At 73.1% G+C, this 25,193-nt stretch carries 23 protein-coding genes; 16 read left to right on the forward strand and 7 right to left on the reverse strand.

The window, feature by feature from the left end:
- Positions 1-88 precede the first annotated feature (88 nt).
- The 3 genes from msrB to hrpB all read left to right on the forward strand — a co-directional run bounded on the left by msrB (position 89) and on the right by hrpB (position 4,891).
- Positions 89-499 carry a peptide-methionine (R)-S-oxide reductase MsrB gene (gene msrB / locus EIW28_RS16945; RefSeq protein WP_125248867.1) on the forward strand — a complete coding sequence of 137 codons (411 nt, stop codon included), beginning with the start codon at positions 89-91 and terminating at the stop codon, positions 497-499.
- A 129-nt stretch (positions 500-628) separates the two neighbouring features.
- Positions 629-2,215 carry a serine/threonine-protein kinase gene (locus tag EIW28_RS16950; RefSeq protein ID WP_125248868.1) on the forward strand — a complete coding sequence of 529 codons (1,587 nt, stop codon included), beginning with the start codon at positions 629-631 and terminating at the stop codon, positions 2,213-2,215.
- Between the two features lie 180 nt (positions 2,216-2,395).
- A complete protein-coding gene (hrpB, locus tag EIW28_RS16955; protein WP_125248869.1) occupies positions 2,396-4,891 on the forward strand; it encodes an ATP-dependent helicase HrpB in 2,496 nt (831 codons plus the stop codon).
- Positions 4,892-4,918: 27 nt separating this feature from the next.
- Here the strand turns inward: hrpB and EIW28_RS16960 are convergent, their stop codons facing one another.
- Positions 4,919-5,650 carry a M50 family metallopeptidase gene (locus EIW28_RS16960; RefSeq protein ID WP_197717328.1) on the reverse strand — a complete coding sequence of 244 codons (732 nt, stop codon included), beginning with the start codon at positions 5,648-5,650 and terminating at the stop codon, positions 4,919-4,921.
- Between the two features lie 105 nt (positions 5,651-5,755).
- Between EIW28_RS16960 and EIW28_RS16965 the strand changes: the two genes are divergently transcribed.
- The 6 genes from EIW28_RS16965 (at position 5,756) to EIW28_RS16990 (ending at position 12,463) form a co-directional block, all read left to right on the forward strand.
- Positions 5,756-6,211 (forward strand): hypothetical protein, encoded by a 456-nt coding sequence (locus tag EIW28_RS16965; RefSeq protein ID WP_125248871.1) that lies wholly within the window; start codon positions 5,756-5,758, stop codon positions 6,209-6,211.
- 213 nt (positions 6,212-6,424) lie between these two features.
- Entirely contained in the window at positions 6,425-7,837 is a 1,413-nt protein-coding gene (locus EIW28_RS16970) for a carbohydrate-binding protein (RefSeq protein WP_125248872.1), read from the forward strand.
- A 175-nt stretch (positions 7,838-8,012) separates the two neighbouring features.
- On the forward strand, positions 8,013-9,275 hold the full coding sequence (locus tag EIW28_RS16975; protein WP_197717329.1) for an ABC transporter substrate-binding protein: 1,263 nt from the start codon (positions 8,013-8,015) through the stop codon (positions 9,273-9,275).
- A gap of 245 nt (positions 9,276-9,520) precedes the next feature.
- Positions 9,521-10,471 carry a carbohydrate ABC transporter permease gene (locus EIW28_RS16980; protein WP_125248873.1) on the forward strand — a complete coding sequence of 317 codons (951 nt, stop codon included), beginning with the start codon at positions 9,521-9,523 and terminating at the stop codon, positions 10,469-10,471.
- On the forward strand, positions 10,468-11,409 hold the full coding sequence (locus EIW28_RS16985; protein WP_232014017.1) for a carbohydrate ABC transporter permease: 942 nt from the start codon (positions 10,468-10,470) through the stop codon (positions 11,407-11,409). Before EIW28_RS16980 ends, EIW28_RS16985 begins: the two co-directional genes overlap by 4 nt.
- A gap of 22 nt (positions 11,410-11,431) precedes the next feature.
- The gene (locus EIW28_RS16990; protein ID WP_125248874.1) at positions 11,432-12,463 is read left to right on the forward strand and encodes a LacI family DNA-binding transcriptional regulator; all 1,032 of its coding nucleotides are present in this window, start codon (positions 11,432-11,434) and stop codon (positions 12,461-12,463) included.
- A 106-nt stretch (positions 12,464-12,569) separates the two neighbouring features.
- On the opposite strand, the gene EIW28_RS24520 is transcribed toward EIW28_RS16990, so the two are convergent.
- Positions 12,570-12,713, reverse strand: coding sequence for a GPGG-motif small membrane protein (locus tag EIW28_RS24520; protein ID WP_176953224.1), 144 nt, complete (start codon positions 12,711-12,713; stop codon positions 12,570-12,572).
- Between the two features lie 118 nt (positions 12,714-12,831).
- Between EIW28_RS24520 and EIW28_RS16995 the strand changes: the two genes are divergently transcribed.
- From EIW28_RS16995 to EIW28_RS17020, 5 genes are all read left to right on the forward strand, one after another.
- Positions 12,832-14,412: a bifunctional 3'-5' exonuclease/DNA polymerase gene (locus EIW28_RS16995; protein ID WP_197717330.1), complete on the forward strand. Its 1,581-nt coding sequence runs from the start codon at positions 12,832-12,834 to the stop codon at positions 14,410-14,412.
- A 472-nt stretch (positions 14,413-14,884) separates the two neighbouring features.
- On the forward strand, positions 14,885-15,802 hold the full coding sequence (locus tag EIW28_RS17005; RefSeq protein ID WP_125248876.1) for an ATP-binding cassette domain-containing protein: 918 nt from the start codon (positions 14,885-14,887) through the stop codon (positions 15,800-15,802).
- Positions 15,802-16,620: an ABC transporter permease gene (locus EIW28_RS17010; protein ID WP_125248877.1), complete on the forward strand. Its 819-nt coding sequence runs from the start codon at positions 15,802-15,804 to the stop codon at positions 16,618-16,620. Before EIW28_RS17005 ends, EIW28_RS17010 begins: the two co-directional genes overlap by 1 nt.
- Before the next feature lie 25 nt (positions 16,621-16,645).
- Entirely contained in the window at positions 16,646-17,854 is a 1,209-nt protein-coding gene (locus EIW28_RS17015) for a sensor histidine kinase (protein ID WP_125248878.1), read from the forward strand.
- Entirely contained in the window at positions 17,851-18,525 is a 675-nt protein-coding gene (locus EIW28_RS17020; RefSeq protein WP_125248879.1) for a response regulator, read from the forward strand. Before EIW28_RS17015 ends, EIW28_RS17020 begins: the two co-directional genes overlap by 4 nt.
- 133 nt (positions 18,526-18,658) lie before the next feature.
- Here the strand turns inward: EIW28_RS17020 and EIW28_RS17025 are convergent, their stop codons facing one another.
- A complete protein-coding gene (locus tag EIW28_RS17025; protein WP_125248880.1) occupies positions 18,659-19,426 on the reverse strand; it encodes a class I SAM-dependent methyltransferase in 768 nt (255 codons plus the stop codon).
- Positions 19,427-19,441: 15 nt separating this feature from the next.
- Positions 19,442-19,960, reverse strand: a complete 519-nt coding sequence (locus EIW28_RS17030; RefSeq protein ID WP_125248881.1) for a GNAT family N-acetyltransferase — start codon at positions 19,958-19,960, stop codon at positions 19,442-19,444.
- 142 nt (positions 19,961-20,102) lie between these two features.
- On the opposite strand from EIW28_RS17030, the gene EIW28_RS17035 reads away from it, so the two are divergent.
- Entirely contained in the window at positions 20,103-20,753 is a 651-nt protein-coding gene (locus EIW28_RS17035; protein WP_197717331.1) for an HAD-IA family hydrolase, read from the forward strand.
- Positions 20,754-20,853: 100 nt separating this feature from the next.
- Complete coding sequence (locus EIW28_RS17040) at positions 20,854-21,729, forward strand: hypothetical protein (protein WP_125248882.1); 876 nt, start codon at positions 20,854-20,856, stop codon at positions 21,727-21,729.
- A 100-nt stretch (positions 21,730-21,829) separates the two neighbouring features.
- Here EIW28_RS17040 and EIW28_RS24300 read toward each other — a convergent pair whose 3' ends face one another.
- The 3 genes from EIW28_RS24300 to EIW28_RS24305 form a co-directional block, all read right to left on the reverse strand.
- A complete protein-coding gene (locus EIW28_RS24300) occupies positions 21,830-22,405 on the reverse strand; it encodes an SWIM zinc finger family protein (protein WP_158630437.1) in 576 nt (191 codons plus the stop codon).
- Positions 22,402-24,306, reverse strand: a complete 1,905-nt coding sequence (locus tag EIW28_RS17050; RefSeq protein WP_197717332.1) for a DEAD/DEAH box helicase — start codon at positions 24,304-24,306, stop codon at positions 22,402-22,404. Before EIW28_RS17050 ends, EIW28_RS24300 begins: the two co-directional genes overlap by 4 nt.
- A 358-nt stretch (positions 24,307-24,664) precedes the next feature.
- On the reverse strand, positions 24,665-25,066 hold the full coding sequence (locus tag EIW28_RS24305; protein WP_158630438.1) for a hypothetical protein: 402 nt from the start codon (positions 25,064-25,066) through the stop codon (positions 24,665-24,667).
- Positions 25,067-25,193: the final 127 nt, after the last annotated feature.

A 25,193-nucleotide genomic window follows, 5' to 3' on the forward strand; every position in this document is an offset into this window, starting at 1 on the left:
CCCGGCCGCGGGCGGGCGCGGGCTCGGGCACCCGGGGCCCGCCGCGCTGGACGGGCCGGTGCGCCGCGGCGGGTTCTAGACTGGGGGCATGGGTCCTGAACGAGGAAACGACGAGCAGTGGCGCGAGAAGCTCACGCGCGACGAGTACCGGGTGCTGCGCCAGGGCGGCACGGAGGCGCCGTGGACCGGCGAGTACGTCGACGAGAAGCGCCGCGGCGTGTACCGGTGCCGGGCGTGCGGGTCGGAGCTGTTCTCCTCCGACACGAAGTTCGACTCCCGCTGCGGGTGGCCGTCGTTCTGGACGCCGCTCGCGGGCGACCGGGTGCGGCTGCTGTCCGACGACAGCCTCGGGATGCAGCGCACCGAGGTGCGCTGCGCGAACTGCGACTCGCACCTGGGGCACGTGTTCTACGGCGAGGGCTGGGACAACCCCGACGACGCCCGGTTCTGCATCAATTCGATCAGTTTGACGCTCGAACCGGCCGAGGACGCCGCCTGACACGGCTTCCGCTGCGCCCCAAGGGGGTCCACCGGGCGCGCAGGCGGCCCCGGCCGCGTGCGGGCCCGGTCGCGGCCCCCGGTTAAGCTCACCTTCGTGCCCTGCTCCCGATGACGAAAGAGGCCGAGGGTGGAACCCGGGAACCTGATCGCTGGCCGTTACCGCCTTGAACAGCGCCTGGCGGCGGGCGGCATGGGCGAGGTGTGGCGCGGGACCGACACCCGGCTCAACCGCGTCGTCGCCGTCAAGCTGCTCCACTCCGGACTGTCGGGCAACGACCGGTTCCGGGCCCGCTTCCACCAGGAGGCGCAGGCGGTCGCCCAGCTCCAGTCGCCCGGGATCGTCGCGCTCTACGACTACGGCGAGGAGCACGCCCCCGAAGGGCTCGTCTCCTACCTGATCATGGAGCTCGTGCGCGGCCAGGCGCTCGACAACGTGCTGCGCCAGCGCCGCCGCCTCTCCCCCACCGAGACGCTGAAGATCATGGCGTCCGCGGCCGAGGCCCTCGACGTCGCCCACCAGGCCCACATCATCCACCGCGACATCAAACCCGGGAACCTCCTGGTCAACGACGACGGCAGCGTCAAGATCGTCGACTTCGGCATCGCCGCCGCCAAGGGCGGGGCGGGGCTCACCGAGACCGGCACCGTCATGGGCACCCTCGCGTACGCCTCGCCCGAGCAGCTCCAGGGCGTGCAGCTCACCGGCGCGACCGACGTGTACTCGCTCGGCATCGTCGGCTACGAGGCCCTCGCCGGGCGGCCGCCGTTCGCCGGGAACGAGCCGACCGCCGCGATCGCCGGGCACCTCACCGGCCAGCCCGCGCCGCTCCCGCCCGACGTCCCGGCCCCGGTCGCGAACATCATCATGCGCTGCCTGGCGAAGGACCCGCGCCAGCGCTTCGCGTCGGCCGCCGAACTGGCCCGCGTGTGCCGCGCCGGCGGCACCGGCGGGACGACCGCGATCCTCGCCCCCGCGCCGAGCCCGTTCCAGGACAACCAGTCCACCCGCGTCATGTCGCCCGCCGCGGGCGGCGCGATGGGCGCGGCCATGGGCGCCGGGGTCGTCGCGGCCCACACCAACCCCATGCAGCAGCAGCAGTTCCAGGACGACTACGCGCCCGCCGCGGGCACCGGCCAGTACCGCACCGGCGGCGCCGCCGAGCGGCCCCTGCCGCCGCCCCGCGACATGGAGCAGGCCCGCCGCAACCCCACCGGGCCGATCCTCGTCTCCCTCGCGGGCGTCGCGGTCCTCGTCATCGCCCTGCTCATGTGGTCGCCCTGGGACGGCGACGAGGACGACCCCGCGGGCGCCTCCGACGACGCCACCACCGCCACCGAGACCTCCCAGGCCGCCGAGGAGGAGACCACCGCCGAAGACGAGGACACCGACGACGGCGGGGGCGAGGACAACGAGGGCGGCGGCGAGGAAGACGAGCAGACCTCCGAGGAGGAGACCACCGAGGAGGAGGTCGACCTCGTCGAGATGGAGGACTTCCGCGGCCAGGACGTCAACGACGCCGTCGAAGACCTTGAGAACCAGGGCTTCAGCGACGTGACCGCGAGCCCCACCGCGCCCGAGAGCACCGAGCACGACACCTGCGAGGTCCTCTACCAGACCCCCGAGGACGGCGCGGAGGTCGGCTACGACACCCCGATCGAGCTCGCCTACGTCGCCAACGACGAGTCCTGCCCGGACGGCGTCGTCGAATTCTAGCGGCGCCACCGCCGCAGCGAGCGGCGTGCGGCAGGGCGCCCGGCTGTCACACCGGTCGGGCACCCTTGAACTCGGGGGCCCGCGGATGTCCGTTTCGCCGTGAACCGCCGTTCACGTTCGAACGCACCGCGCATCCCGGCCCGAGGGCGCGGACGATCGGGCTCCGCGACAATGGTCGGCATGCCGCAACCGCCCGCGCTGCCCGACCTTCCGATCCGGGAGTCGCTCCCCGCACTCCTGGAGGCCGTGGCGCGCACCGGGACCGCCGTGCTCGCAGCGCCGCCCGGGACCGGGAAGACCACGCTCGCGCCGCTGGCGCTCGCCGGCCTCATCGACGCCGGACCGGACCATGTGACGCGTGATATGCCACAGCGGCGGGTGCTCGTGGCCGAGCCGCGCCGGCTCGCCACCCGGGCGGCCGCCGCGCGCATGGCCGCGATCCTCGGCGAGCGCGTCGGCGACCGGGTCGGGTTCCAGATCCGGGGCGAGACGCGCCGGTCGGCGGCCACACGGGTCGAGGTCGTCACCACCGGGGTGCTGCTCAACCGGCTCCTGGCCGACCCCGAACTGCCGGGCGTCGACCTCGTCGTCCTCGACGAATGCCATGAGCGGCACCTGGAGACCGACACCGCCTGCGCGTTCCTCATCGAGACCCGGCAGGTGCTGCGCCCCGACCTCGGACTCGTCGCCGCCTCCGCCACCGCCGACGTGGCACTGTGGACCGGACTGCTCGCAGCCGGCGGCGACCCCGCGCCCGCGATCGCCTCCGAGCCGATGCGCCACCCCGTCGCCATGCACTGGGCGCCCCCGCGCGAGCGCCTCGACCCGCCCGACGGCCTGCGCGTCGACCCCAGGTTCCTCGGTCATGTGTCACATGTCGTGGGCCGCGCCCTCGACGCCGACGACGGCGACGCGCTGGTGTTCCTCCCCGGCGCCGCCGAGATCAGGCGGGTCGCCGACCAACTCCGAAACCTCGATGCCGATATATATCAGTTGCACGGATCGGTGTCGTCGGCCGAACAGGACCGCGCGATGCGCGCCGGGGGCCGGCGGCGCGTCGTGCTCGCCACCGACATCGCCGAGTCGAGCCTGACCGTGCCGGGGGTGCGGATCGTCGTCGACGCCGGGCTGGCGCGCCGCCCCGTGGTCGACCACGCCCGGGGGCTCCCGGGGCTGACGACCGCGCCGGCCTCCCGGGCCGCGGCCGACCAGCGGGCGGGCCGCGCCGGCCGCGAGGGCCCGGGCGCGGTGTGGCGGTGCTGGAGCGAGGCGGAGCACCTGCGCCGCGCCGCCCAGCCGGTCCCCGACGTCGCCGCCGCGGACCTCACCGCCTTCCGCCTCCAGGCCGCCTGCTGGGGCACCGCCGTCGCCGACCTCGCCCTGCCCGGGCCGCCCCCGGCCGGCGCGGTCGAGGCCGCCGAGGCCGTCCTGGAGGCCTTGGGCGCCATCGACGGCGACGGCGCGGCGACCGACCGCGGCCGCGCCCTCGCCCGGGTCGGGCTCCACCCGCGGCTGGCGCGGGCGCTCGTCGACGGTGCCGCCCGCGTCGGCTCCGCGAAGGCCGCCGAGGTCGCGGCCCTCCTCGGCCTCGACCGCCGCGGCAGCGGGGACGACCTGCTCGCGCAGTGGCGGCAGCTGCGCGCCGCCCGGGACCGCCAGTGGGAGCGGGAGGCGCAGCGCCTCGCCCGCGCCGTCCCCGAGGTCGACCGCCGGGTCGGCGACGACGAGGCCGCGGCCACCGTGATCGCCCTCGCGTTCCCCGAGCGGGTCGCCAAGCGCTCCGGCGCCCAGTGGCTCACCGCCGGCGGCACGGGCGCGACCTGCGCCGACGGCTCCGCCCTGGCCGGCAGCGAATGGATCGCCGTCGCCGACGCCGACCGCTCCCCCGGCCGCGCCGCCGCGCTCATCCGCGCCGGCGTGCCCATCGACGGCGGCCTCGCCCGCGAACTCGTCGGCGTCCGCCGCGAGGAGCGCGTCGAGTGGGACCGGGAGCGCCGCGACGTCGTCGCCCGGTCGGTGCGCATGGTCGGGGCGATCACCGACGCCGTCGAGCCGCTCAAGGACCCCGACCCCGCGCTCGTCGCCGCCGCGCTCCACGAAGGACTGCGCCAGGAGGGCCTCGCCCTCCTCGGCCGCTGGCCCCTCGCGAAGGAGCTGCGGGACCGGATGGCGTTCTGCCACAGGGAGATCGGCGAGCCGTGGCCGGACGTGAGCGAGGCGGCCCTCGTCGCCGACACCGCCTGGCTCGAACCGTGGTGGTCCCGGGCCCGCCGCCGCGAGGACCTCGCCCGGATCACCGCCGAGGACGCGCTGCGGAACCTCCTGCCGTGGTCGGAGGACATCGACCGGGCCGCGCCCCGGCGGCTCGAACTCGGCAACGGCGTGACCGGCCGCGTCGACTACGGCGACGGGCGCCCCGTCCTGTCGATGAAGCTCCAGCTGTTCTTCGGCGCCACCGCGATCCCGCCCGTCGCCGGGGTCCCGGTGCAGGCGCACCTGCTCGACCCGGCCGGGCGGCCGCTCGCCGTGACCTCCGACCTCGAGTCGTTCTGGCAGGGCCCGTACCAGCAGGTGCGCAAGGAGATGCGCGGCCGGTACCCGAAGCACCCGTGGCCGGAGGACCCGGCGTCGGCCGAGCCGACCGCGTGGACGAACCGGCGGCTGCGCGGCGGCTGAACCGCCGGGCCCGGGGCGATCGGCCCGCTAGACCGCGTCGAGCCAGGCGTCGATCGGCAGGAGCATCCACGTGCCCGCGAACGCGGCCGCGATCGTGGCGAGCATGAACACGAAGATCCAGAACCCGGCCGGGAACGGGGTGATCCCCGCGAGCTGGTCGGCGTCCGACTGCCCCGAGCCGCGGCCGCCGCGCCGCCGCGACCCGAGCTCCAGGACCGGCTTGACCGCGCCGAGCAGGAGCAGCCACACGCCCGCGTACGCGGCCACCGTCTGCACGATCGCGGTCCCGTACCAGGTCGCGGCGAACACGCCCGCGCCGACGACGAGGAGCGCGAGCGCCCCGTACCAGTTGCGGATGAACACCAGCATGACGGCCAGGAGCACCAGCGTGATCCACAGCAGCAGCACGATCCGGCCCGCGCCGGTCAGGGCCGCGGCGCCGAGGCCGAGGAGCGCGGGGGCGGTGTAGCCGGCGACGAGGGTCATGGCCGCGCCGAAGCCGGTCGGGCGGCCGCGCGAGAACGTCAGCCCCGAGGTGTCGGCGTGGAGGCGGATGCCGGTGAGGCGCCGTCGCATGAGGACGGCCATGAGCGCGTGCCCGCCCTCGTGCGCGATCGTGACGAGGCCGCGGCTCCAGCGCCACACCGGCGCGTACAGGACGGCGGCGGCCGCGGCGGCGAGGCACGCGAGCATGACGCCGACCGGCGGGGCCTCCTGGGTCTGGGTGAGGGTGTCGATGACGGACTCGATCGGTGCCACAGGACCTCGTCTTCGGGGTGAAACGGACGCGCGGTGAAGGATGATCCTAGCGGCGGGCATATGGTAGAGGAGGAAGAGGCACCTTGTCGTGGAAGGACGGCCCCGATGGGCAGCGACGACCGCACCGATCCGCACCTGGGCTTCCTCGAGACGAGCGACCGACTCGTCGAGGAGCTGGCGATGCACAACCTCAAGGCGCGCGACCGGTTGCGGGAGGGCATCGCCTGGCTGGAGGCGCGGCGGGTTGACGCCGACGACGCCGAGCACGCCGACATCGAGATCCTCGTCGCCCAGTGCCATGACGCCCTCAAGCGGCTCGAGTCGCTGCGCGGCGCCTACCAGGACGTGCGGGCCATCAACGCGGCCGCGCACGCCGAGCACCTGGAGTGGCTCGACAAGCGGATGCTCGGCGGCACCGAGACTCCCGAGGAGCGCAGCGAGCGCCACCAGCGGCTCGAGCGGCTCCGGGAGGAGCGGCAGGCGCGCATGAGCGAGCTGCGGCGCCGGTCCGAGGAGGCGCGGCGGCCCCCGCAGACCGAGGGCGAGGACGGCGCGCGCTGACACGTGGGCCCGGTGCGGGGCGTTGCGCCGCAAGGGCTCACCGCGGCCGCGGCGGCCGCCGGAGGTAACGTTTCGGCCACGACCCATTGACATGTTCCTATCCGTTGGGTACGAATGAGTCCTGGACCATTTGAGAGAGCGCTCTCTCATCTCACATCTGATCAGCGATGTGATCTGAGAGAGCGATCTCTCCATCCCGGCAGAGGAGCCTTCATGGCAGACGTTCAGACCTCCGTACGCACGAGACACGGGCGGCGGCTCGCCCGCGCGGCCGCCGCCGTCGCCGCGGGCGCCGCGCTCATCGCGAGCGTCGGCCTCGCGATCGCGAACGCCGACGCGCAGACCGACCCCGCGGCCGCCCAGACCTGGAACCTCGTCTGGTCCGACGAGTTCAACGGGTCCGCCGGCCAGCTGCCCTCGGCGGCCGACTGGCAGTTCGACCTCGGCAACTCCTACCCCGGCGGGCCCGCGAACTGGGGCACCGGCGAGATCGCGTCCCACACGAACGACCCCGCGAACGTCTCCCTGGACGGCAGCGGCAACCTCAAGATCACCGCGCTGCGCGACGGCGCCGGCGCGTGGACCTCCGCGCGCATCGAGACCGTCCGCGCCGACTTCAAGGCGCCCTCCGGCGGCACCCTCGCGATCGAGGGGCGCCTCCAGCTCCCCCAGGTCAGCGGGGACGCCGCGCTCGGCTACTGGCCCGCGTTCTGGGCCCTGGGCTCGCCGTTCCGCGGGAACTACTGGAACTGGCCGGGCATCGGCGAGTACGACATCATGGAGAACGTGAACGGGCAGGGCACCGTCCACGGCGTCCTCCACTGCGGCGTCGCCCCCGGCGGCCCCTGCAACGAGTTCAACGGCCTCGGCGGCACCACCCAGTGCGGCGGGTCCTGCCGCAACGGCTTCCACACCTACCGCTTCGAGTGGGACGACTCCGGCGCGTCGGGCCAGCTGCGCTGGTACGCCGACGGGCAGCTGTTCCACACCGTGAACGAGAGCGCCCTCCCGGCCGACACGTGGGCGTCGATGACGGACCACGCCGGCTACTTCATCCTGCTCAACCTGGCGATGGGCGGGGCGTTCCCCGACGGGGTCGCGGGCCACGCGACGCCGACCGCGGCGACGCAGCCGGGCGCCTCGATGCTCGTCGACTACGTGCGGGTCTACACCGCGGGCGGCTCGGGCGAGCCGACCGGGGAGCCGACCACCTCCCCCGGCGGGGGCGGGAACCGCGACGCGTACGCGGCGATCGAGGCGACCTCGTTCGACGGCTCCTCCAGCGGCCTGCCGGCGGCGGGCGGGGCGATCGGCCCGCTCGGCGACGGCGACTGGGTCCGCTACGACGACGTGGACTTCGGGTCCTCGGCCCCGCTCGACTTCATGGCCCGCGTCGCCTCCGGCGCCGCCGGCGGGGTCAGCGGCCTGGTCGAAGTCCGGATCGACTCGCGGACGGCCGCGCCCATCGGGTCGTTCGCCGTGGCGAACACCGGCGGCTGGACCGCGTGGCGCGACGTCCCCGGGAACGTGTCCCGCGTGACCGGCGTCCACGACGTGTACCTGACGTTCACGTCCGGGCAGAGCCAGGACTTCGTGTCCGTCGACCGGTTCCACTTCCGGCGCTGATCCCCCGGGGTGCGGGCGGGTCCGCCCGCACCCCGGCCCGGTGGCATGTCACATGCCACACCCCTGCTTGAGGGGGCGCCTGCCGCCGGCGGAGACCGCCGGTTGCGAGAGAGCGCTCTCTCATCGCGCGCGAGCGTGAATCCCTCATCCGAATCCCGACCACAGTGGAGAACCAGTGAACACAAGCAGACCGATCCGCGCCGCGGCCCTCGCCGCGGCCCTCGTCACGGCGGCGGGCCTGACCGCCTGCTCGGGCGGGGAGGACGACGGCAAGATCACGTTGAGCGTCGGCCTGTTCGGCGACTTCGGCTTCGGCCCGCTCTACGAGGAGTACACGAAGCTCCACCCCGACATCGAGTTCGAGGAGCGGATCTCCGAGTTCGCCGACCACCACACGAACCTGACCACGCACCTGGCGACCGGATCGGGCGCGGCCGACATCGAGGCGGTGGAGGTCGGGTACATCTCGCAGTACACCGCCCAGCCCGACCGGTTCCACGACCTCCTCGACCTCGGCGCCGACGAGCTCGAGGGCCAGTGGCTGGACTGGAAGTGGCAGCAGGCGCTGTCGGCCGACGGCGAGTCCCTCATCGGGCTCGGCACCGACGTCGGCGGCATGGCCATGTGCTATCGCCGCGACCTGTTCGAGGCCGCGGGCCTGCCGGTCGAGCGCGACGAGGTGTCGGCGCTGTGGGCGGAGTCGTGGGCGGACTACGTGGCCGTCGGTGAGCAGTACACGGCCGACACCGGCGGGTACTTCTTCGAGTCCTCCGGGAACATGTTCCGCGCCATGGTCGAGCAGGCCGAGGAGGGCGTGTACGACCGCGAGGACAACCTCATCGTCGAGTCGAACCCGGCGATCGGCGAGGCGTGGGACCTGACCGTGCAGGCGATCGAGGCCGGGATGTCGAACCGGCTGACGGCGTGGACGCCGGAGTGGAACGCCGGCTTCAACGAGGGCACGTTCGCCACGATCATCTGCCCCGCGTGGATGACCTCGTACATCGAGACGAACGCGCCGGACGCGGCCGGGCTGTGGGACATCGCGACCGTGCCCGGCGGGGCCGGGAACATGGGCGGCTCGCACCTGGTGCTGCCCGCGCAAGGCGAGCACGCCGAGGAGGCGTACGCGTTCATCGAGTGGCTCACCGCGCCCGAGCAGCAGCTCAAGGTCTTCGAGGCGACCGGGAACTTCCCGTCCACGCCCGAGCTGTACGAGGACCCGGCGCTGACGGGCCTGACGAAGCCGTACTTCAACGAGGCGCCCGTGGGCGAGATCTTCACCGCCGCCGCGCAGGCCGTGCGCCCGCAGTACCAGGGCCCGCTCCAGGGCGACGTGCTCGCCACGATCGGGCAGGGCCTAGGCCGCATCGAGGACGGCAGCCAGTCGCCCGAGGAGGCGTGGAGCCAGGTGCTCTCGGACCTCGAATCGTTCTAGCCCCAGTGGAGGGCGGCGGGCCCGGCGGGCCCGCCGCCCGGACCGGGGCGGCCCGTGTCACGGCGCAGCACGCCCGCCCGGATCGGGGCGGCCGCCCCGCGTCACGGCGTCTTGTGCCCCGGCGCGCCACGCCTAGTCCGCCCGGAAGTCGCCGCTCGCGGCACCCGGTCCGTCCGGGGCCGGCCGCCGCCCGCGGCGCCGCCGCTTGCGCCCCTCCTCCTCCCTCCGACCGTGAAAGCGACCCGATGACCATCGCCGCCAAGGGGACCGGCCGCCCCGGCCCCGCGGGCCTCCTGCGCTACCGCCTGGACCTGAAGGCCTCCCCGTACCTGTACATCGCCCCGTTCTTCGTGCTGTTCGCCGTGTTCGGGCTGTTCCCGCTCGCATTCACCGCGTGGGTGTCCGCCCACGAGTGGAGCCTGCTCTCCGACGAGCGCGTGTTCGTCGGGTTCGGGAACTACGCGACGCTGCTGAACGACCCGTACTTCTGGAACGCGCTCGGCAACACGATCTCGATCCTGCTGCTCGCCACCGTCCCGCAGCTGCTGGCGGCGCTCCTGCTCGCGCACGTGCTGACGCTGCGGCTGCGCGCGCAGACGTTCTGGCGCATGGGGATGCTCCTGCCGAACGTCGCCTCCGTGGTGGCGGTCGCGGTCATCTTCAGCCAGCTGTTCGGCCGCGACTTCGGGCTGATCAACTGGGTCCTGGAGTCCGTGGGCGCGGGCCGCATCGACTGGCAGGCCGGCAGTGCCACGTCACATATCGCGATCGCGGTGATGGTGGCGTGGAAGTGGACCGGCTACAACGCCCTTATCTACCTGGCGGCGATGCAGGCGGTGCCGCGGGAGGTGTACGAGGCCGCGCACCTCGACGGGGCGTCGCGCCTCCAGCAGCTGTTCCACGTGACCGTGCCGATGATCCGGCCGACGATCGTGTTCACGGTGATCGTGTCGACGATCTACGGCCTCCAGATCTTCGCCGAGCCGCAGCTGTTCGGCGGCGGCGGGCAGAACGGCGTCACGGGCGGCGCGTCCCGCCAGTTCCAGACGCTCACCCTGTACCTGTACGAGCACGGCTTCAACCGCGGCTTCGAGTTCGGGTACGCCTCGGCCGTGGCCTGGACGATGTTCGCCGTCATCGTCCTCGTCGCCCTCCTCAACTACCTGTTCGTCCGTCGCATCAGGAGCGCCTCGTGACCGCCGTGAACCTCGCCGACCGCACCGCCGACCAGCCCGCCGCCGACTCCCGGCGGTCGAGCCGCACAGCCTTGCCGGGCCGGCCCGACCGCCGGGCCCGGGCCCGCCTGCGCGCCCTGCGCGAGCAGCCCGGCCGCCTCGCCTACCTGACGCTCGTCGCGGTCCTGTTCTTCTCGGGGTTCCCGCTGTACTACAGCTTCGTGGTGGCGTCGCGGGACAACTCGGCGCTGGCGACGGTCCCGCCGCCGGTGCTGCCGGGCGCGAACCTGGTCGAGAACGTGCGGCGCGTGTTCGACACGGTGCCGTTCGGGACGGCGCTGCTGAACTCGGTCGTGGTGAGCGGCACGGTGACGGCGTCGGTGGTGTTCTTCTCGACGCTGGCCGGGTTCGCGTTCGCGAAGCTGGAGTTCAAGGGCGCCAAGGTGCTCCTGGTGTCGGTGGTGGCGACGATGATGGTGCCGGTGCAGCTGGGCGTCATCCCGCTGTTCATGCTCATGGTGGAGCTGGAGTGGACGGACACGCTGTGGGCGGTGATCGCGCCGGGCCTGGTGAGCGCGTTCGGGGTGTTCTTCATGACGCAGTACCTGCGCGGGGCGCTGCCGGGGTCGCTGATCGAGTCGGCGCGGATGGACGGGGCCTCGACGTTCCGGATCTTCTGGCAGATCGTGATGCCGGCGGCGCGACCGGCCGCGGTGGTGCTCGGGGTGCTCACGTTCCTGACCGCGTGGAACGACTACTTCTGGCCGCTCATCGTCCTCTCCAGCCCCGAGCACCAGACGGTCCAGGTGGCGCTGTCGACGCTGTCGGGCGGGTACGTGACGGACCAGTCGCTGGTGCTGACCGGGACGATGCTGGCTACGCTTCCTCTGCTGGCGGTGTTCGCGCTCTTGGGCAAGTACATGATCAGCGGGATCATGCAGGGCGCGGTCAAGGGCTGACACGGAGACGGAGGCGGACGCGATGCGGCGTGCGGATGCGGGGCCGGTGCGGGGCGCCCGCCAGGGGCGGCCGACCCTGGAGGAGGTCGCCGAGCGGGCGGGGGTGTCGCGCGCGACGGTCTCCCGGGTCGTGAACGGGCAGACCACGGTGAACGAGGACCTGCGGCGGGCCGTGGAGGCCGCGGCCGACGAGCTCGGGTACGTGCCGCACGCCGCCGCGCGGTCGCTGGTGACGCACCGGACGGACTCGGTGGCGCTCATCCTCCCCGAGTCCCCGAACCGCGTGTTCTCGGACGACCAGTTCTTCCCGGGCGTCATCCGCGGGGTCGCGACCGAGCTGGACGCGGCCGGGAAGCTCCTGGTGCTCATGACGACCGGGTCGGCGGAGGCCCGCCAGCGCGCGGAGCGGTACGCGGTGGGCGGGCACGTGGACGGGGTGATGTTCGCGTCGCTGCACGACGCGGACCTGCTGCCGGAGCTGATGATCCGGCGGGGGGTGCCGGTGGTGTGCAACGGGCTGCCGCAGCTGGAGGCGCCGTGCATCGACGTCGACCATGCGGGCGGGGTGCGGGCGGCCGTGGAGTACCTGGTGGCGCAGGGGCGGCGGCGGATCGCGTCGATCGCGGGGCCGCTGGACATGGTGGCGGGGCGGGCGCGTCTGGACGGGTACCGGGAGGTGCTGGCGGAGGCGGACCGGCGGGCGATCGTGGCGGTCGGGGACTTCACGGCGGAGTCGGGTCAGACGGCGATGCGGCAGCTGCTGGCGGACGAGCCGGAGTTGGACGCGGTGTTCGTGGCGTCGGACCTGATGGCGCACGGGGCGCTCCAGGCGCTGCGGGAGGCGGGGCGGCGGGTGCCGGAGGACGTGGCGGTGGTGGGGTTCGACGACATCGCGCTGGCGTCGTATTCGGATCCGCCGCTGACGACGGTGCGGCAGCCGATCGCGGAGATCGGGCGGACGATGGCGCGGACGATGCTGCGGCTGCTGGAGGGCGGCGAGGTGGCGCCGATGACGATCCTGCCGACGGAGCTGGTGGTGCGGGAGTCGGCGTGAGGGCGCGCCGGAGCCCGGGTCCGCTCGCGCGGCCCGGGCTGCGGGTCGTTCTGTCCTGGTTGCGGCCGCTTCCGCGCGCCCGCCGGGCGCGTGCGGTGCGGCCTGGCTAGGTGAAGACGCTCACCCCGCCGGGGCCGACCAGCAGGCCGACGATGATGACCACGATCCCGAGGAGTACCTGGCCTCGGAAGATCATGTAGATACCGTAAACCACGAGTAGGACCGCGAGGATCCAGAGAATCAATGCCATGCGGTCCGTGTACCCATAGGCCGAAGGAATATGTCTACATGCTTCGAATCTCGTGGCGGCGGGGCCGGGGCGGGCGTGACGGGGCCGGATTGTCGGTGGGTCGTGGTGGACTGGTGCCGTGGAGGTCGCTCTGGTGCACGGGAGGGCCGGGGAGGGCTGGACGATGCCCCTGCCCGGTGGCGAGGTGGCCTATCACCGGGATCTGGCGGGTGCGGTGCGCGCGGCGGAGGCGGGCGGCGGGCCGCGGTGGGTGGTGGCGGACGCCGCGCGGGACTACGCGGTGCTGCTGGAGGCGGGGGCGCGGCTGGACCGGGTGCGCGACCTGCGGTTGGCGGAGCGGATCCTGTCGCGGGTGGAGGCGCATGAGCCGCCGGCGTTCGTGGTGGCGTCGGACCCGGACGCGGGGACGCTGTTCGAACGGGAGCCGGAGCCGGTGGACGGTCCGGCGGAGTTGACGCGGTTGCAGGCGGCGTGGCTGGACCAGCGGCGGCGGACGGCGAACGCGGCGATCCCGGGCTTGGGGGCGCTGCTGGCGGCGGAGTCGGCGGGGGCGCTGGTGGCGGCGGAGATGGGGCGGACGGGGGTGCCGTTCGACCGGGAGGTGCACGACCGACTGCTGCGGGACCTGCTGGGTCCGCGGCCGGCGAAGGGGCTGCGGCCGCGGAAGTTGCAGGCGCTGGCGGACCGGGTGTCGGAGGCGTTCGGGCACCAGTTGAACCCGGATTCGACGAAGCAGGTGCTGGCGGCGTTCCATGCGGCGGGCGTGGAGGTGAAGACGACGCACGCGTGGGAGCTGCATTCGGTGGACCATCCGGCGGTGGAGGCGCTGAAGGTGTACCGGGAGCATGCGCGGGTGTGGAGTGCGTTCGGGTGGAACTGGGCGGACGCGTGGGTGGGCGAGGGGCCGGGCGGCCGGGGCCGGTTCCGGCCGGTGTACATCGTGGGCGGGGCGGATACGGGGCGGTGGGGCACGGACGGGGGCGGGGCGTTGCAGTTGCCGCATTCGGTGCGGGAGGCGATCCGGGCGGATCCGGGGTGGAAGCTGGTGGCGGCGGATGCGGCGCAGTTGGAGCCGCGGCTGCTGGCGGCGATCAGCGGGGACCGGGCGATGATCGCGGCGACGGCGGCGGACGACCTGTACACGGAGTTGGCGCCGAGTCTGGGCGGGGAGCGCGGGAAGGCGAAGATCGCGTTGATCTCGGCGATGTACGGGGGGACGGCCGGTGACGCGCGGCAGCTGGTGCTGCTCATGCGGGAGCGGTTCCCGGCGGCGTTCGAGAAGGTGGAGTCGGCGGCGCGCACGGGTGAGAAGGGCGGGCTGGTGCGGACGTGGCTGGGGCGCACGGTGCCGGCGCCGTCGGAGCGGTGGTGGCGGATGCTGAGTTCGGAGGACGGCACGAAGGCGTCGTCGAGCCGGGGCCGGTTCACGCGGAACTTCATCGTGCAGGGGACGGCGGCGGAATGGGCGCTGGTGCTGCTGGCGCTGCTGCGGCGGGAGCTGTTCGAGCGGGGGCTGGGCGAGCTGGTGTTCTTCCTGCACGACGAGGTGATGGTGCACTGCCCGGCGGAGCGGGCACCGGAGGTGGCGGCCGCGATCGAGCGGGCCGCGGAGGCCGCGACGCGGACGCTGTTCGGCGACGTGCCGGTGCGCATCCCGCTGCGCCCGAAGATCGTGGACAGCTACGCCGAGGCGAAGTAGCGCACCGGGCGCTGGGTCGTACTGAGTTTCAGGTGGGACCGGGGCCCGGGGTCGGGTGCCATGTGACATGTCATATGGCATTCATCCTGGACATTGCGTTCAAAGAGCGGCGGCCAGCGCGGGGCTGCGGCCCGTCCGCAGCTGGTGCAGGATCGTTGCCGTGTTGCGCGGGGCGCGGGGCGCGGGGCGCGGGGCGCGGGGCGCGGGGCGCGGGGCGCGGGGCGCGGGGCGCGGGGCGCGGGGCGCGGACGGAGTATGCGCGGCTTGTGTTGTCACGGCATCGCTGCTGGGGTTCGGGGTCGGGTGCCGCACTTGGGAAGTGCGTCATATCAGATGGTGGGCTCGGCTGTGGGGAGGAGGCGGGGCGGGGCGGGGCGCTGCTCGGGTCGTAGTACCCGGGTACCACTCGCGTCTCGCAAGATCGCTCCCGAAACCGATGAACGGGGGCGGGTGCGGCCGTAGCGTCGTGGGCATGATCGAGATCGAGCACTTGACGAAGCGCTACGGCCGGAAGACGGCCGTGGACGATCTGACGTTCGCCGTGAAGCCGGGCGTCGTCACCGGGTTCCTGGGGCCGAACGGGGCCGGGAAGTCGACGACGATGCGCGCCATCGTGGGCCTGGACGCCCCGACGTCGGGGCTGGCCCGTGTGAACGGGCGGCACTATTCGGAGTTCCGGTCGCCGCTGACGGAGGTCGGCGCGCTGCTGGAGGCGAAGTCGGTGCACGCCGGGCGCAGCGCGTACAAGCACCTGCTGGCGCTGGCGCGCACGCACGGCATTCCGGTGCGGCGCGTCCACGAGGTCATCGACCTGGTGGGTCTGCACGAGGTGGCCGGGAAGCGCGTGGGCGGGTTCAGCCTGGGCATGGGCCAGCGGCTGGGGATCGCGGTGGCGCTCCTGGGCGATCCGGGGGTGCTGATCCTGGACGAGCCGGTGAACGGTCTCGACCCGGACGGGGTGAAGTGGATCCGGTTGCTGCTCAAGGGGCTCGCGGCGGAGGGGCGGACGGTGTTCCTGTCCTCGCACCTGATGAGCGAGCTGGCGCAGACGGCGGAGCACCTGATCGTGATCGGTCAGGGCCGGCTGCTGGCGGACACGACGGTGGACGACTTCGTGTCGGGGAACGGGAAGTCGCGCGTGCGCGTGGTGTCGCCGGATGCGGCGCTGCTGGCCGAGCATCTGGCGGGTCCGGGTGTCGCGATCGCGAGCCCGGAGCGGGGCGTGCTGGAGGTGAGCGGGACGGAGGCCGCGGTGGTGGGCCAGACGGCCGCCGCGCACGGCCTGGTCCTGCACGAGCTGCGGACCGACCGCGGTTCGCTCGAGGATGCGTTCATGCAGTTGACCGCGGACGCGGTCGAGTACCGGCAGACCACGGAAGGGGTCAAGTGATGACCGCGGCAGCGATGACGGAGCGGCCGGCGTACGCGCCGCCGCAGCAGTACCGGCTCACGTTCACGGGTGAGCTGCGTTCGGAGTGGACCAAGTTGTGGTCGCTGCGCTCGACGTGGATCGTGCTGCTGTGCGCGGTCGTGTTCGCGGGCGGGCTCGGGGCGCTGATCTCGGCGAACGTGCCGGACGAGGCGGCCGTGGGCGGGGCGGACACGGCGCTGGCGTACGCGATGGCGGGCGTGTCGCTGTCGTCGGTGTTCGTGGCGGTGCTGGGCATCCTGACGGTCACGGGCGAGTACTCGACCGGTTCGATCCGGTCGACGCTGTCGGCCGCGCCGAAGCGGCTGGGGATGCTGTGGTCGAAGGCGCTGGTGTTCGGCGCGGTGGTCGCGGTCCTGTTCACCGTCATGGTGTTCGCGACGTTCTTCATGTCGCAGGCGCTGCTGGAGGGGACGGCGATCGGCGGGGTGTCGCTGGGCGACGACGGGGTGCTGCGGGCGGTGCTCGGGCACGTGGCGATGATCGTGTACCTGGCGCTGCTGGCGGTGGCGATCGGGGCGATCCTGCGGAACTCGGCGGGCGCGATCGGGTTCTACGTGGGCGTGATCATGGTCCTGCCGCAGCTGGCGACGCTGCTGCCGTGGGAGTGGGTGGCGGACGCGGTGCCGTACGCGCCGGGGAACGCGGCGAACACGATCGCGTTGGCGGACACGTCGTCGAGCGCGCTGTCGCTGGGCGAGTCGTGGCTGTGGATGGGGATCTGGCTGGCCGTCGCGTACGGGCTGGCGGCGGTGCTGCTGAAGCGCCGCGACGTGTGACAATCCCTGCTGTGGGAGGGCTTTCGTGGCGCGGGCGGTGAAGGCGGCCGGCGAGCGCGGGCTGTGGCAGCGGGTGTCGGAGTTCGACTCGCGGCACCCGCTGCTGTGGGATCTGTTCCCGATCATGCTGTATCTGTTCTTCGGGTGCCTGGGGGTGGTCGGGGCCGCGGTCGGCGAGGTCGAGATCCGGCATCCGGTCGCGCAGGCGGTGGCGGCGGCGCTGTTCCTGGTGCCGACGATCTGGCGGCGGCGGTACCCGTTCGCGGTGCTGCTGAGCCAGATCGTGCCGTTGTGCATCACGATCCCGCTGTCGCTGACGGCGAACGGGTCGGGGGTGTCGGACGCGGCGTCGGGGCTGGCGTTCACGGTGGTGCTGTACAACATCGTGCTGCGGCGGCCGCTGCGGCTGCTGTGGTGGGCGGGCCTGGTGTCGCTGGCCCCGTCCCTTGTGGACTGGTTGGTGAACCATCCGTTCACGGTCGCGAGCTTCCTGGGGTTCTTCGTGCCGGGGGCGCTGTACTTCGGGTTCGTGGTCGTGGTGGGGCTGCTGGTGCGGACCCGGCGGGACTTCCAGAGCACGCAGCGGGACCAGGCGACGCGGGAGGCGGTGTCGGAGGAGCGCAACCGGATCGCGCGGGAGATGCACGACATCATCGGGCACAACCTGGCGGTGATCAACGCGCTGGCGGACGGCGGGTCGTATGCGGCGGCGGCGTCGCCCGAGAAGGCCAAGGAGGCGTTGGAGGCGATCGGGCGGACGAGCCGGGAGGCGCTCGGGGAGCTGCGGCGGGTGCTGTCGGTGCTGAAGGCGGAGGACCCGGAGGAGGTTGAGCTGGCGCCGCAGCCGGGCCTGTCCGACATGGACGCGCTGATCGAGCGGGTGCGGGAGGCGGGCCTGCCGGTGACGCTGCTGACGTCGGGCGAGCGGTGGGAGTTGTCGGAGAACCAGCAGCTGGCGGTGTACCGGACGGTGCAGGAGTCGTTGACGAACGTGCTCAAGCACGCGACGGGGCCGCGGCGGGCCGAGGTGTCGCTGGAGTACCGGGAGTCGGGGCTGTCGGTGACGGTGTCGAACTCGGGGAACCGGGTGGACGAGGCGGGGACGGCGCGGGGTCTGGCGGGGCTGGCGGAGCGGGCGGCGGCGTTCGGCGGCACAATGGTGGCCGGGCCGGAGGCGCACGGCGGTTGGCGCGTCGCGTTGTGGATGCCCGTGGACGGGAAGGAGCGCCGGTGACGACGCTGCTCATCGTGGACGACCACCCCTTGCAGCGCATGGGGTTCCGGATGCTCGTGGAGAGCCAGCCGGATCTGGTGGTGCTCGGGGAGGCCGAGAACGGGGCCGACGCGGTGCGGCGCGCGACCGAGCTGGGCCCGGACGTGGTGCTCATGGACGTGCGCATGCCGGGGGTGGACGGGATCGAGGCGACGCGGAGGATCATCGCGGCGGGCGGGCGCAGCCGGGTGCTGGTGCTGACCACGTTCGACCTGGACGAGTACGCGTATGCGGCGCTGCGGGCGGGCGCGAGCGGGTTCCTGGTGAAGGACGCGCAGCCCGAGGAGCTGCTGTCGGGCATCCGGGTGGTGGCGGCGGGCGACGCGGTGGTGGCGCCGAAGCTGACGCGGCGGCTGCTGGACCGGTTCGCCGACCAGTTCCCGGTCGACGGGGAGGACGAGGCGAAGACCGCGGCCGCGCAGCTCGGGGTGCTCACCGAGCGCGAACGCGAGGTGCTGACGGCGATCGGCAAGGGCTGGAACAACACCGAGATCGCCGAGCGGTTCCATTTGGCCGAGTCGACGGTGAAGACGCATGTGGGCCGCATCCTCGCGAAGATCGGCGCCCGCGACCGGGTCCAGGCGGTCATCTTCGCCTACAACACCGGCCTGGTGACCCCCGAGAGCCGGTGAAAAAACGGCGGCCGGCCGGGCGGCGCGAGCCGCCCTCGCCCGTATCGCCGTGTCGTACCCGTGGGGCAGGGTTGCAGCGGGGGGCCCGTGATACCGGTGGCATATCACATGTCACACGGCACTTTGGGCGGGTTCAGCGGCGCGTGTAGGCGAGGAGGTCGCATTCGGCTTCGACCGGCTGCGGGGTGGTCTCGGCGGCGGCGTCGGCTTCCATGGCGGCGAGGCCGGCGCGGTACTCCTCGTCGGTGAGGTGCTCGTAGACCGAGAGGGCGCGCATCCGCTGCCGCTCGGTGTACTCGGCGAGGCTGTCGGCGGAGCGGTGGTGGACCTCGACGAGGGCGGCGCGGGCGAACCCGGCGGCGGCGAAGACGGCGTCGGTCTCGGCGAGGGTGGGGAACACGTCGACGTCGATGTCCCTGGTGCGCGGGAAGTACCGGTACAGCAGGAGGTCCTTGAGCCGGTCGGCGAGGGTCGTGGCGATGAGGAGCCGCGCGCCGGGCGCGAGGACCCGGGCGAGTTCGCGGGCGGCGGCGGGCCGGTCGGGGACGTGGTGCCACACCAGGAACATGAGCGCGAGGTCGGCGGTGGCGTCGTCGAGCGGCAGGTCCGCGGCGCTGCCGTCCGCATAGGTGACGAGCGGGTGCGCGGACTCGGCGTGCGCGATCTCGCGCATCCGCGCGGCGGGCTCGACGCCGACGACTTGGGTCCCGAACGCGTCGGCGAGGACCGGCGTGAACCGCCCGGTGCCGGAGCCGACGTCGAGGACGCGTCGGATGGGGCGGTCGCCGGCGAGCGCGCGGAACGCCCGCGTCCAGCTGCGGCGGCTGGAGGGCAGGAGCCGGCGGCCCTTGGCGTATCCGGCGTGCTGGGTCCGGTCGTAGTCGACGCGCTGGAGCCCCATGGCGCCTCCTCTCGGTCAGGCGGTCGGCACCAGGTAGCGCAGGGTGGTGCCGCGCTGGTCTTCGAGTACCCCGCCGTTGCGTTCGATCACCTTGCGGGAGGCGGTGTTCGACGCGTCGCAGGTGACGAGGGCCCGGTCGATGCCGAGCGCGGCGGCGTGCGGGAGGGCGGCGGCGAGCATGGCGGTGGAGTGGCCGCGGCGGCGCGCCGAGGGCCGCACGTCGTAGCCGATGTGGCCGCCGATGCGGGCGAGGTGCTCGTTGAGGCGGTGCCGGATGGAGATGCGGCCGAGGTAGGTGTCGCCCTCGGCCCACCAGAGGGTGGTGACGGGGACGAAGCCGTCGGGGGCGGCGGTGCGCCAGCCGAGTTCGGCGGCGATGTACTCGGCGACCCAGTCGGTGCCGGGCCGCTGGAACCGGTCGATGACCATGCCGGTCCAGGAGTGCGCGACCTCGGGGTCCGCGGCGGTGAACTCGTGCAGGGCCTCGGTGAAGGAGGCGGCGAGCCGCGGCGTGGGGTCGATGAGTTCCGGCACGGTTTCGACGGTAGTGGACCGGCTCCGGGCCCGCAACCGCGTTCGCGGCCCGCACCGGCTGTTCCCGGATCGGGGCACGGAATGTAGCGCGTCCGTCATCTTCCGTTGGTAGCGTTGCGGGTCGGTTCTAGGGAGGTTCGGCATGGCCGGTTCGGTGCTGGCGGCTTCGGTGCTGCTGTTCGACATGGACGGGACGCTGGTGGACTCGACGGCGTCGGTGGAGCGGGCGTGGGGGCGGTTCGCCGACCGCCACGGGCTCGACGCGGCGGCGATCCTGGCGGTGGCGCACGGGCGCCCGACGATCGAGGTGGTAGCGGACTTCGCGCCCCGGGGCGTGGACGTGGTGGCCGAGACCGACCGGATCGAGGCCGAGGAGATCGACCGCACGGACGGCATCAGCGAGGTGCCCGGCGCGGCCGCGCTCCTGGGGTCCCTCGACCCGTCCCGCTGGGCGGTCGTCACCTCGGCGACCCGCGCGCTGACGCTCAAGCGCCTTGCGGCGGTCGGCATCCCGCTGCCGAAGGTCCTGGTCGCGGCCGATGACGTGACCCGGGGCAAGCCGCACCCGCAGCCGTACATGCTCGCCGCCCGCGCGCTCGGCTACGACGCGACCGCGGCGGTCGCGTTCGAGGACGCCCCGGCGGGCTTGACGTCGGCGACCGAGGCCGGCGCGGCCACCGTGGTCGTCGGCGGCTACCGGGGCGAGGCGGCGGCGGGGCTCCCCCGCGTGCCCGACCTCACCGGTGTCCGCGTCGTCCAGGTGGGCCCGGGCCTCGAGGTCCGCCTTCCCTAGCCCCGTGCGCCCCAGGACTGTCGTGTTCCCGACACGGCCGTGACGGCGGGGCGGCCGCCTCGTTCCTTCGGGTGAATCCCCCGAATGAGAAGAGGAGTCGATGCCAGGAGAGTTCCACGAGATCCTCGTGAAGCTGATCCAGGACGAGCCCGAGTCGGTGGCGTGGCTGCTGGGCCGCGCCGGAGGCCGGCGGGGCGCGCGGTGCGTGGCCGCGCAGACCCGCACCGGATCGGTCGGGTCCCCGGGCCCGACGGAGCGCCGCGCGGACGGCGTCGTCCGGCTGGAGTTCGCCGACGGGTCGCAGCTGCTGGTCGTCTGCGAGGTCCAGAACGAGTGGAGCGAGGACAAGTACTTCCGGTTGCCTGGGTACGTGTCCCGCGCGTTCGAAGACCACCGGATCCCGGTCTCGCTGCTGATGATCTGCCGGTCCGACTCCCTGGCGAGGCGGTTCCGGCGGGGCATCGAGATGGGCCCCGGCTCGACGGTGGCGGTCGAGACGGTGGGGCCGTCCCAGGTCCCGGAGCTCGGTTCGGGCGACGAGCCGCCGACGGCGGCGGCGGCGGTGCTCGCCGCGGTGCTGCGCAAGCAGCCGAAGCACGTCCCCGAACCGCTGTTCGTCTCGACGCTCGACGCCTGGCTCGGTACCATCGAACCAGGTCGAGCCGCCGATTACGCGAAGTATCTGCTCACCACCCTGGCGAAGGAGCCGGCGACCTTGCTGGAGGCACTGATGAAGACCGAAGCCCGTCTCTACCACTCGGAGTACACCGAGGAGCTGCTCGCGAAGGGCCGCGAGAAGGGGCTCGAGGAGGGGCTCGAGGAGGGCGCGCTCCGGCATGCCAGAGCGACGCTGCTGCGCATCCTCGAGGCCGGGGGCCCGGTGAGCGCCGAACGGCGCGAGGCGATCGAGTCCTGCACCGACCTCGCGCGGCTCGACGCCTGGATCACCGAGCAGATCCCGTCCGCCCAGGGCTGACATCGAGTCGTGAAGGCCGCCACCGCGTTCGCGGTGGCGGCCTTCGTCGTCCGGGGTGCGGTCTCGCGGTCCTGCCTCGGCCTCGGCGGGCGCCCGGGGCTCAGGCGGCGGGCTGCGCGGCCTCCATGCTCGCGAGGCGGGCGGCGCGGAGGCGGCCGGCGAGGTCGCGGGTGGGGCCGCCGCGGACGAGGAGGACCAGCCACGGGTCGTCGTCCATCCTGGCGGCGCTGACCAGGGCCAGCGCCATGATGTGGGCGCAGACCTCGCGGGAGTCGGCGCAGCCGCAGGAGGTGGTGATGCGGTTGTGCTCCTCGGTGACGAACTTCTTGGGGAGCAGGCGCATGCCGGCGTCGGCGAGGACGTCGTCGATGCGTTTGGGCAGGCGTCCGGCGAGGAGGCCGGCGACGCAGGAGGGCGAGAGGGACAGGGCGGTCATGCCGGCGGCCCAGGCGGAGGCGTTGTAGACGGGGATGGCGATGGAGGCCTCGTGGGTGCCGGTGCCGTCGGAGACGGTGCCGGAGACGAGGCCGGGCTCGATCGCGAGGCCGGTGACGGCGCCGTGTCCGGCGAGGGCGCGGCCTTTGACGATGCGCTGGTCGGGGTAGTTCAGGCCGATGGTCTCGAGGGCGCGCCACCATTTGCGGCCCCACCAGGTCCGGCCGTACGGGTCGCTCACAGGTGGCCTCCGTCGTCGTCGAGTTCGATGAGTTTGCGCAGCTGGGAGTCGTCGAGTTCGCCGAGCCAGTCCTCGCCGGAGCCGACGACGGCCTCGGCGATGGCGCGTTTGCGGGCGAGGAGCTCGTCGACGCGCTCTTCGAGGGAGCCGGCGGTGACGAGCTTGTGGACGTGGACGGTCTGGGTCTGGCCGATGCGGTGGGCGCGGTCGGTGGCCTGGTCTTCGACGGCGGGGTTCCACCAGCGGTCGTAGTGGACGACGTGGGAGGCGCCGGTGAGGTTGAGGCCGGTGCCGCCGGCGCGGAGGGAGACGAGGAGGATCGCGGGCCCTTCGCCGGTCTGGAACTCGTCGACGAGGCGGTCGCGGGCGGGCTGGTCGAGGCCGCCGTGGAGGAAGGGGGCGGCGACGCCGAGTTCGGCTTCGAGGTGGCGGGAGAGGAGTTCGCCCATCTGCCGGTACTGGGTGAAGATTAGGGTCTTGTCGCCTTCCTCGACGACTTCGGTGAGCATCTCGGTGACGCGGTCGAGTTTGCCGGAGCGTTCGGCAAGGGTGCCGTCGCCGACGCCGACGTACTGGGCGGGGTGGTTGCAGATCTGCTTGAGGCGGGTGAGGAGTTTGAGGACGCGGCCGCGGCGGGTGATGCCGTCGCCGAGTCCTTCGTCGAACGCCTCGCGGATGGCTTCGCGGTAGAGGCCGGCCTGCTCGTCGGTCATGGTGCAGGCGACGACGGACTCGATCTTGGGGGGCAGGTCGGCGGCGACGTCCTCTTTCATGCGGCGGAGGACGACGGGGTCGATGCGGGCGCGGAGGGTGGCGGCGGCGACGGGGTCGCGGCCGATCTCGATGGGGTCGGCGAAGCGGCGTTTGAAGTCGGCCTGGATGCCGAGGAGGCCGGGGTTGACGAACTCGGAGATGGACCAGAGTTCGGCGAGGTGGTTCTCGACGGGGGTGCCGGTGAGGGCGATGCGGACGCGGCCGGTGAGGTCGCGGACGGCGCCGGCGGTGCGGGAGCGGTGGTTCTTGATGGCCTGGGCCTCGTCGATGACGATGGTGTCCCAGCCGATGGCGCGGAGGAGTTTGATGTCGCGCAGGGCGATCGAGTAGGAGGTGACGACGACGTCGGCGTCCGTGAGGGGCGCGGCGGACTTGGTGCGGGCGGGGCCGTGGTGGAGGTGGACGGTGAGCTGGGGGGCGAAGCGGGCGATCTCGCGCTGCCAGTTGCCGACGAGGGAGGTGGGGCAGACGACGAGGTGGGGGGCGAGGCCGGCGCGGCGGACGAGGAGGCCGATGGACTGGAGGGTCTTGCCGAGGCCCATGTCGTCGGCGAGGATGACGCCGGCGCCGCCGTCGGCGGCGGCTTCGAGCCAGGCGATGCCGTGGGACTGGTAGCGGCGGAGGTCGGCGTTGACGCGGACCTCGCCGGGGTCGGCGTGCTGGGCGGTGATGAGGCGGAGGTTGAGGCCGGAGTCGGAGCGGAGGAGCTCGGTGTAGGACTCGACGAAGGCGCCGACGAGGGCCTTCGCGGTCCAGACGTGGCCTTCGGAGTGGGGGGCGGCGTGGCCTTCGGCGGGGAGTTCGCCGGCGATGCGGTCGAGGTCGTCGAACTTGTCGTCGTCGACGGCGTTCGCGATGCGGGCCCAGATCGCGACCGATTCGGTGATGTCGGGGCGGGAGGCGATGCGGGTGAGGGCGGGGAGGACGGGGCGGACGGGGGTGGCGACGCCTTCGACCGTGGTGAGTTCGCCCGCGAGGTACAGGTCGGCTTCGACGGGGTCGCCGGGGGGCAGTCCGAGTTCGGCCACCGCGGCCTCGGGTCGCGCGCCGCCGTAGAACAGGAGCCGCCCGTCGGCCGGGGAGGCGTGGTCGGGCAGGAAGGTGGCGTGCAGTTCGCTGGGTGGCAACGAGGCTCCTACGGTGGGAAGGCAGACGTGCCATTTTGCCACAAGCGCGGGCCTGATCCCAAACGCGCGAACCGTTATGTGGGTGTTTGGGTGGTTCACGGCAGGAACGGGGCGGGTCCGTCCGTCATGCTGCCGGCCGCGGTCGCCCGCGGCGGCGGCTCCGGTCGGGCCCGCCCCGTCAACCCCAGAGCAAGGTCCGTCGGGAGGGCGGGCGTCGCCGGGCGGGCGGCGCCGGCGCGCCGGGGCCGCGGCCCTCCACATTGAGGTCGAGTCGGCATCCTTCGGGCAGAAGGATGTTCGAACGTGTAGAAGTTAGCGATAATTTCGAACACTGTCAATACCGGGCGGGGTGGCGGCGTCAGTCGATCGGGCAGCGGAGCGCGAGGTTGAACGCGGCGGTGTCCTGGTACTCGGCGCGGGCCCGGTCGAGGTCGGCGGGGTCGGTGCCGGCGACGAGGTCCTGGACGTCGAGGGCGTAGGCGGCGGCGAGGGTCTTGAGGGCGGGGTCCTGGATCTCGGTGCCGAGGGCCTCCATCTGGTCGACGACCTCGTCGAGGCTGGCGCCGTCGGCCTGCCCGACGAGGTCGAGGGCCTGCCAGGCGCGGTCGCAGTCGGCGGCGTAGCGCTCGGTGTCGCGTTCGAGGTCCTGGTTGCGGGGGTCGGCCTCGTCGGAGCCGCCGAGGCACTCGGTGAGCATCCAGAGCAGCAGGAGGACCCCGATGGCCCAGGCGAAGAGCTTGAGCAGGCGCACGTCGATCATGGTCGCCCCCATCGCGAGAGCCGTCCGCTTCAGTCTACGCGGGGCGCGGTCCGACCGCCCCTTTGAGAATGCGCTTTCCAATGGGTAGGCTGAGGCGGTCCCCCGACCCCGACCGCGGCGGGCCGCG

Source organism: Glycomyces terrestris (genome assembly GCF_003933745.1).
GTDB classification, from domain to species: Bacteria; Actinomycetota; Actinomycetes; order Mycobacteriales; family Micromonosporaceae; genus Glycomyces; species Glycomyces terrestris.

Excerpts from the sequence above, each read along its gene's own strand:
- EIW28_RS17025 (WP_125248880.1), bottom strand. The coding sequence starts at position 19,426 with ATGGGGCTCCAGCGCGTCGACTACGACCGGACCCAGCACGCCGGATAC.
- EIW28_RS17040 (WP_125248882.1), top strand. The coding sequence starts at position 20,854 with ATGCCAGGAGAGTTCCACGAGATCCTCGTGAAGCTGATCCAGGACGAG.
- hrpB (WP_125248869.1), top strand. The coding sequence starts at position 2,396 with ATGCCGCAACCGCCCGCGCTGCCCGACCTTCCGATCCGGGAGTCGCTC.
- EIW28_RS16980 (WP_125248873.1), top strand. The coding sequence starts at position 9,521 with ATGACCATCGCCGCCAAGGGGACCGGCCGCCCCGGCCCCGCGGGCCTC.
- EIW28_RS16990 (WP_125248874.1), top strand. The coding sequence starts at position 11,432 with ATGCGGCGTGCGGATGCGGGGCCGGTGCGGGGCGCCCGCCAGGGGCGG.
- EIW28_RS16970 (WP_125248872.1), top strand. The coding sequence starts at position 6,425 with ATGGCAGACGTTCAGACCTCCGTACGCACGAGACACGGGCGGCGGCTC.
- EIW28_RS24520 (WP_176953224.1), bottom strand. The coding sequence starts at position 12,713 with ATGGCATTGATTCTCTGGATCCTCGCGGTCCTACTCGTGGTTTACGGT.
- EIW28_RS17035 (WP_197717331.1), top strand. The coding sequence starts at position 20,103 with ATGGCCGGTTCGGTGCTGGCGGCTTCGGTGCTGCTGTTCGACATGGAC.
- EIW28_RS16965 (WP_125248871.1), top strand. The coding sequence starts at position 5,756 with ATGGGCAGCGACGACCGCACCGATCCGCACCTGGGCTTCCTCGAGACG.
- msrB (WP_125248867.1), top strand. The coding sequence starts at position 89 with ATGGGTCCTGAACGAGGAAACGACGAGCAGTGGCGCGAGAAGCTCACG.
- EIW28_RS24305 (WP_158630438.1), bottom strand. The coding sequence starts at position 25,066 with ATGATCGACGTGCGCCTGCTCAAGCTCTTCGCCTGGGCCATCGGGGTC.
- EIW28_RS17010 (WP_125248877.1), top strand. The coding sequence starts at position 15,802 with ATGACCGCGGCAGCGATGACGGAGCGGCCGGCGTACGCGCCGCCGCAG.
- EIW28_RS17005 (WP_125248876.1), top strand. The coding sequence starts at position 14,885 with ATGATCGAGATCGAGCACTTGACGAAGCGCTACGGCCGGAAGACGGCC.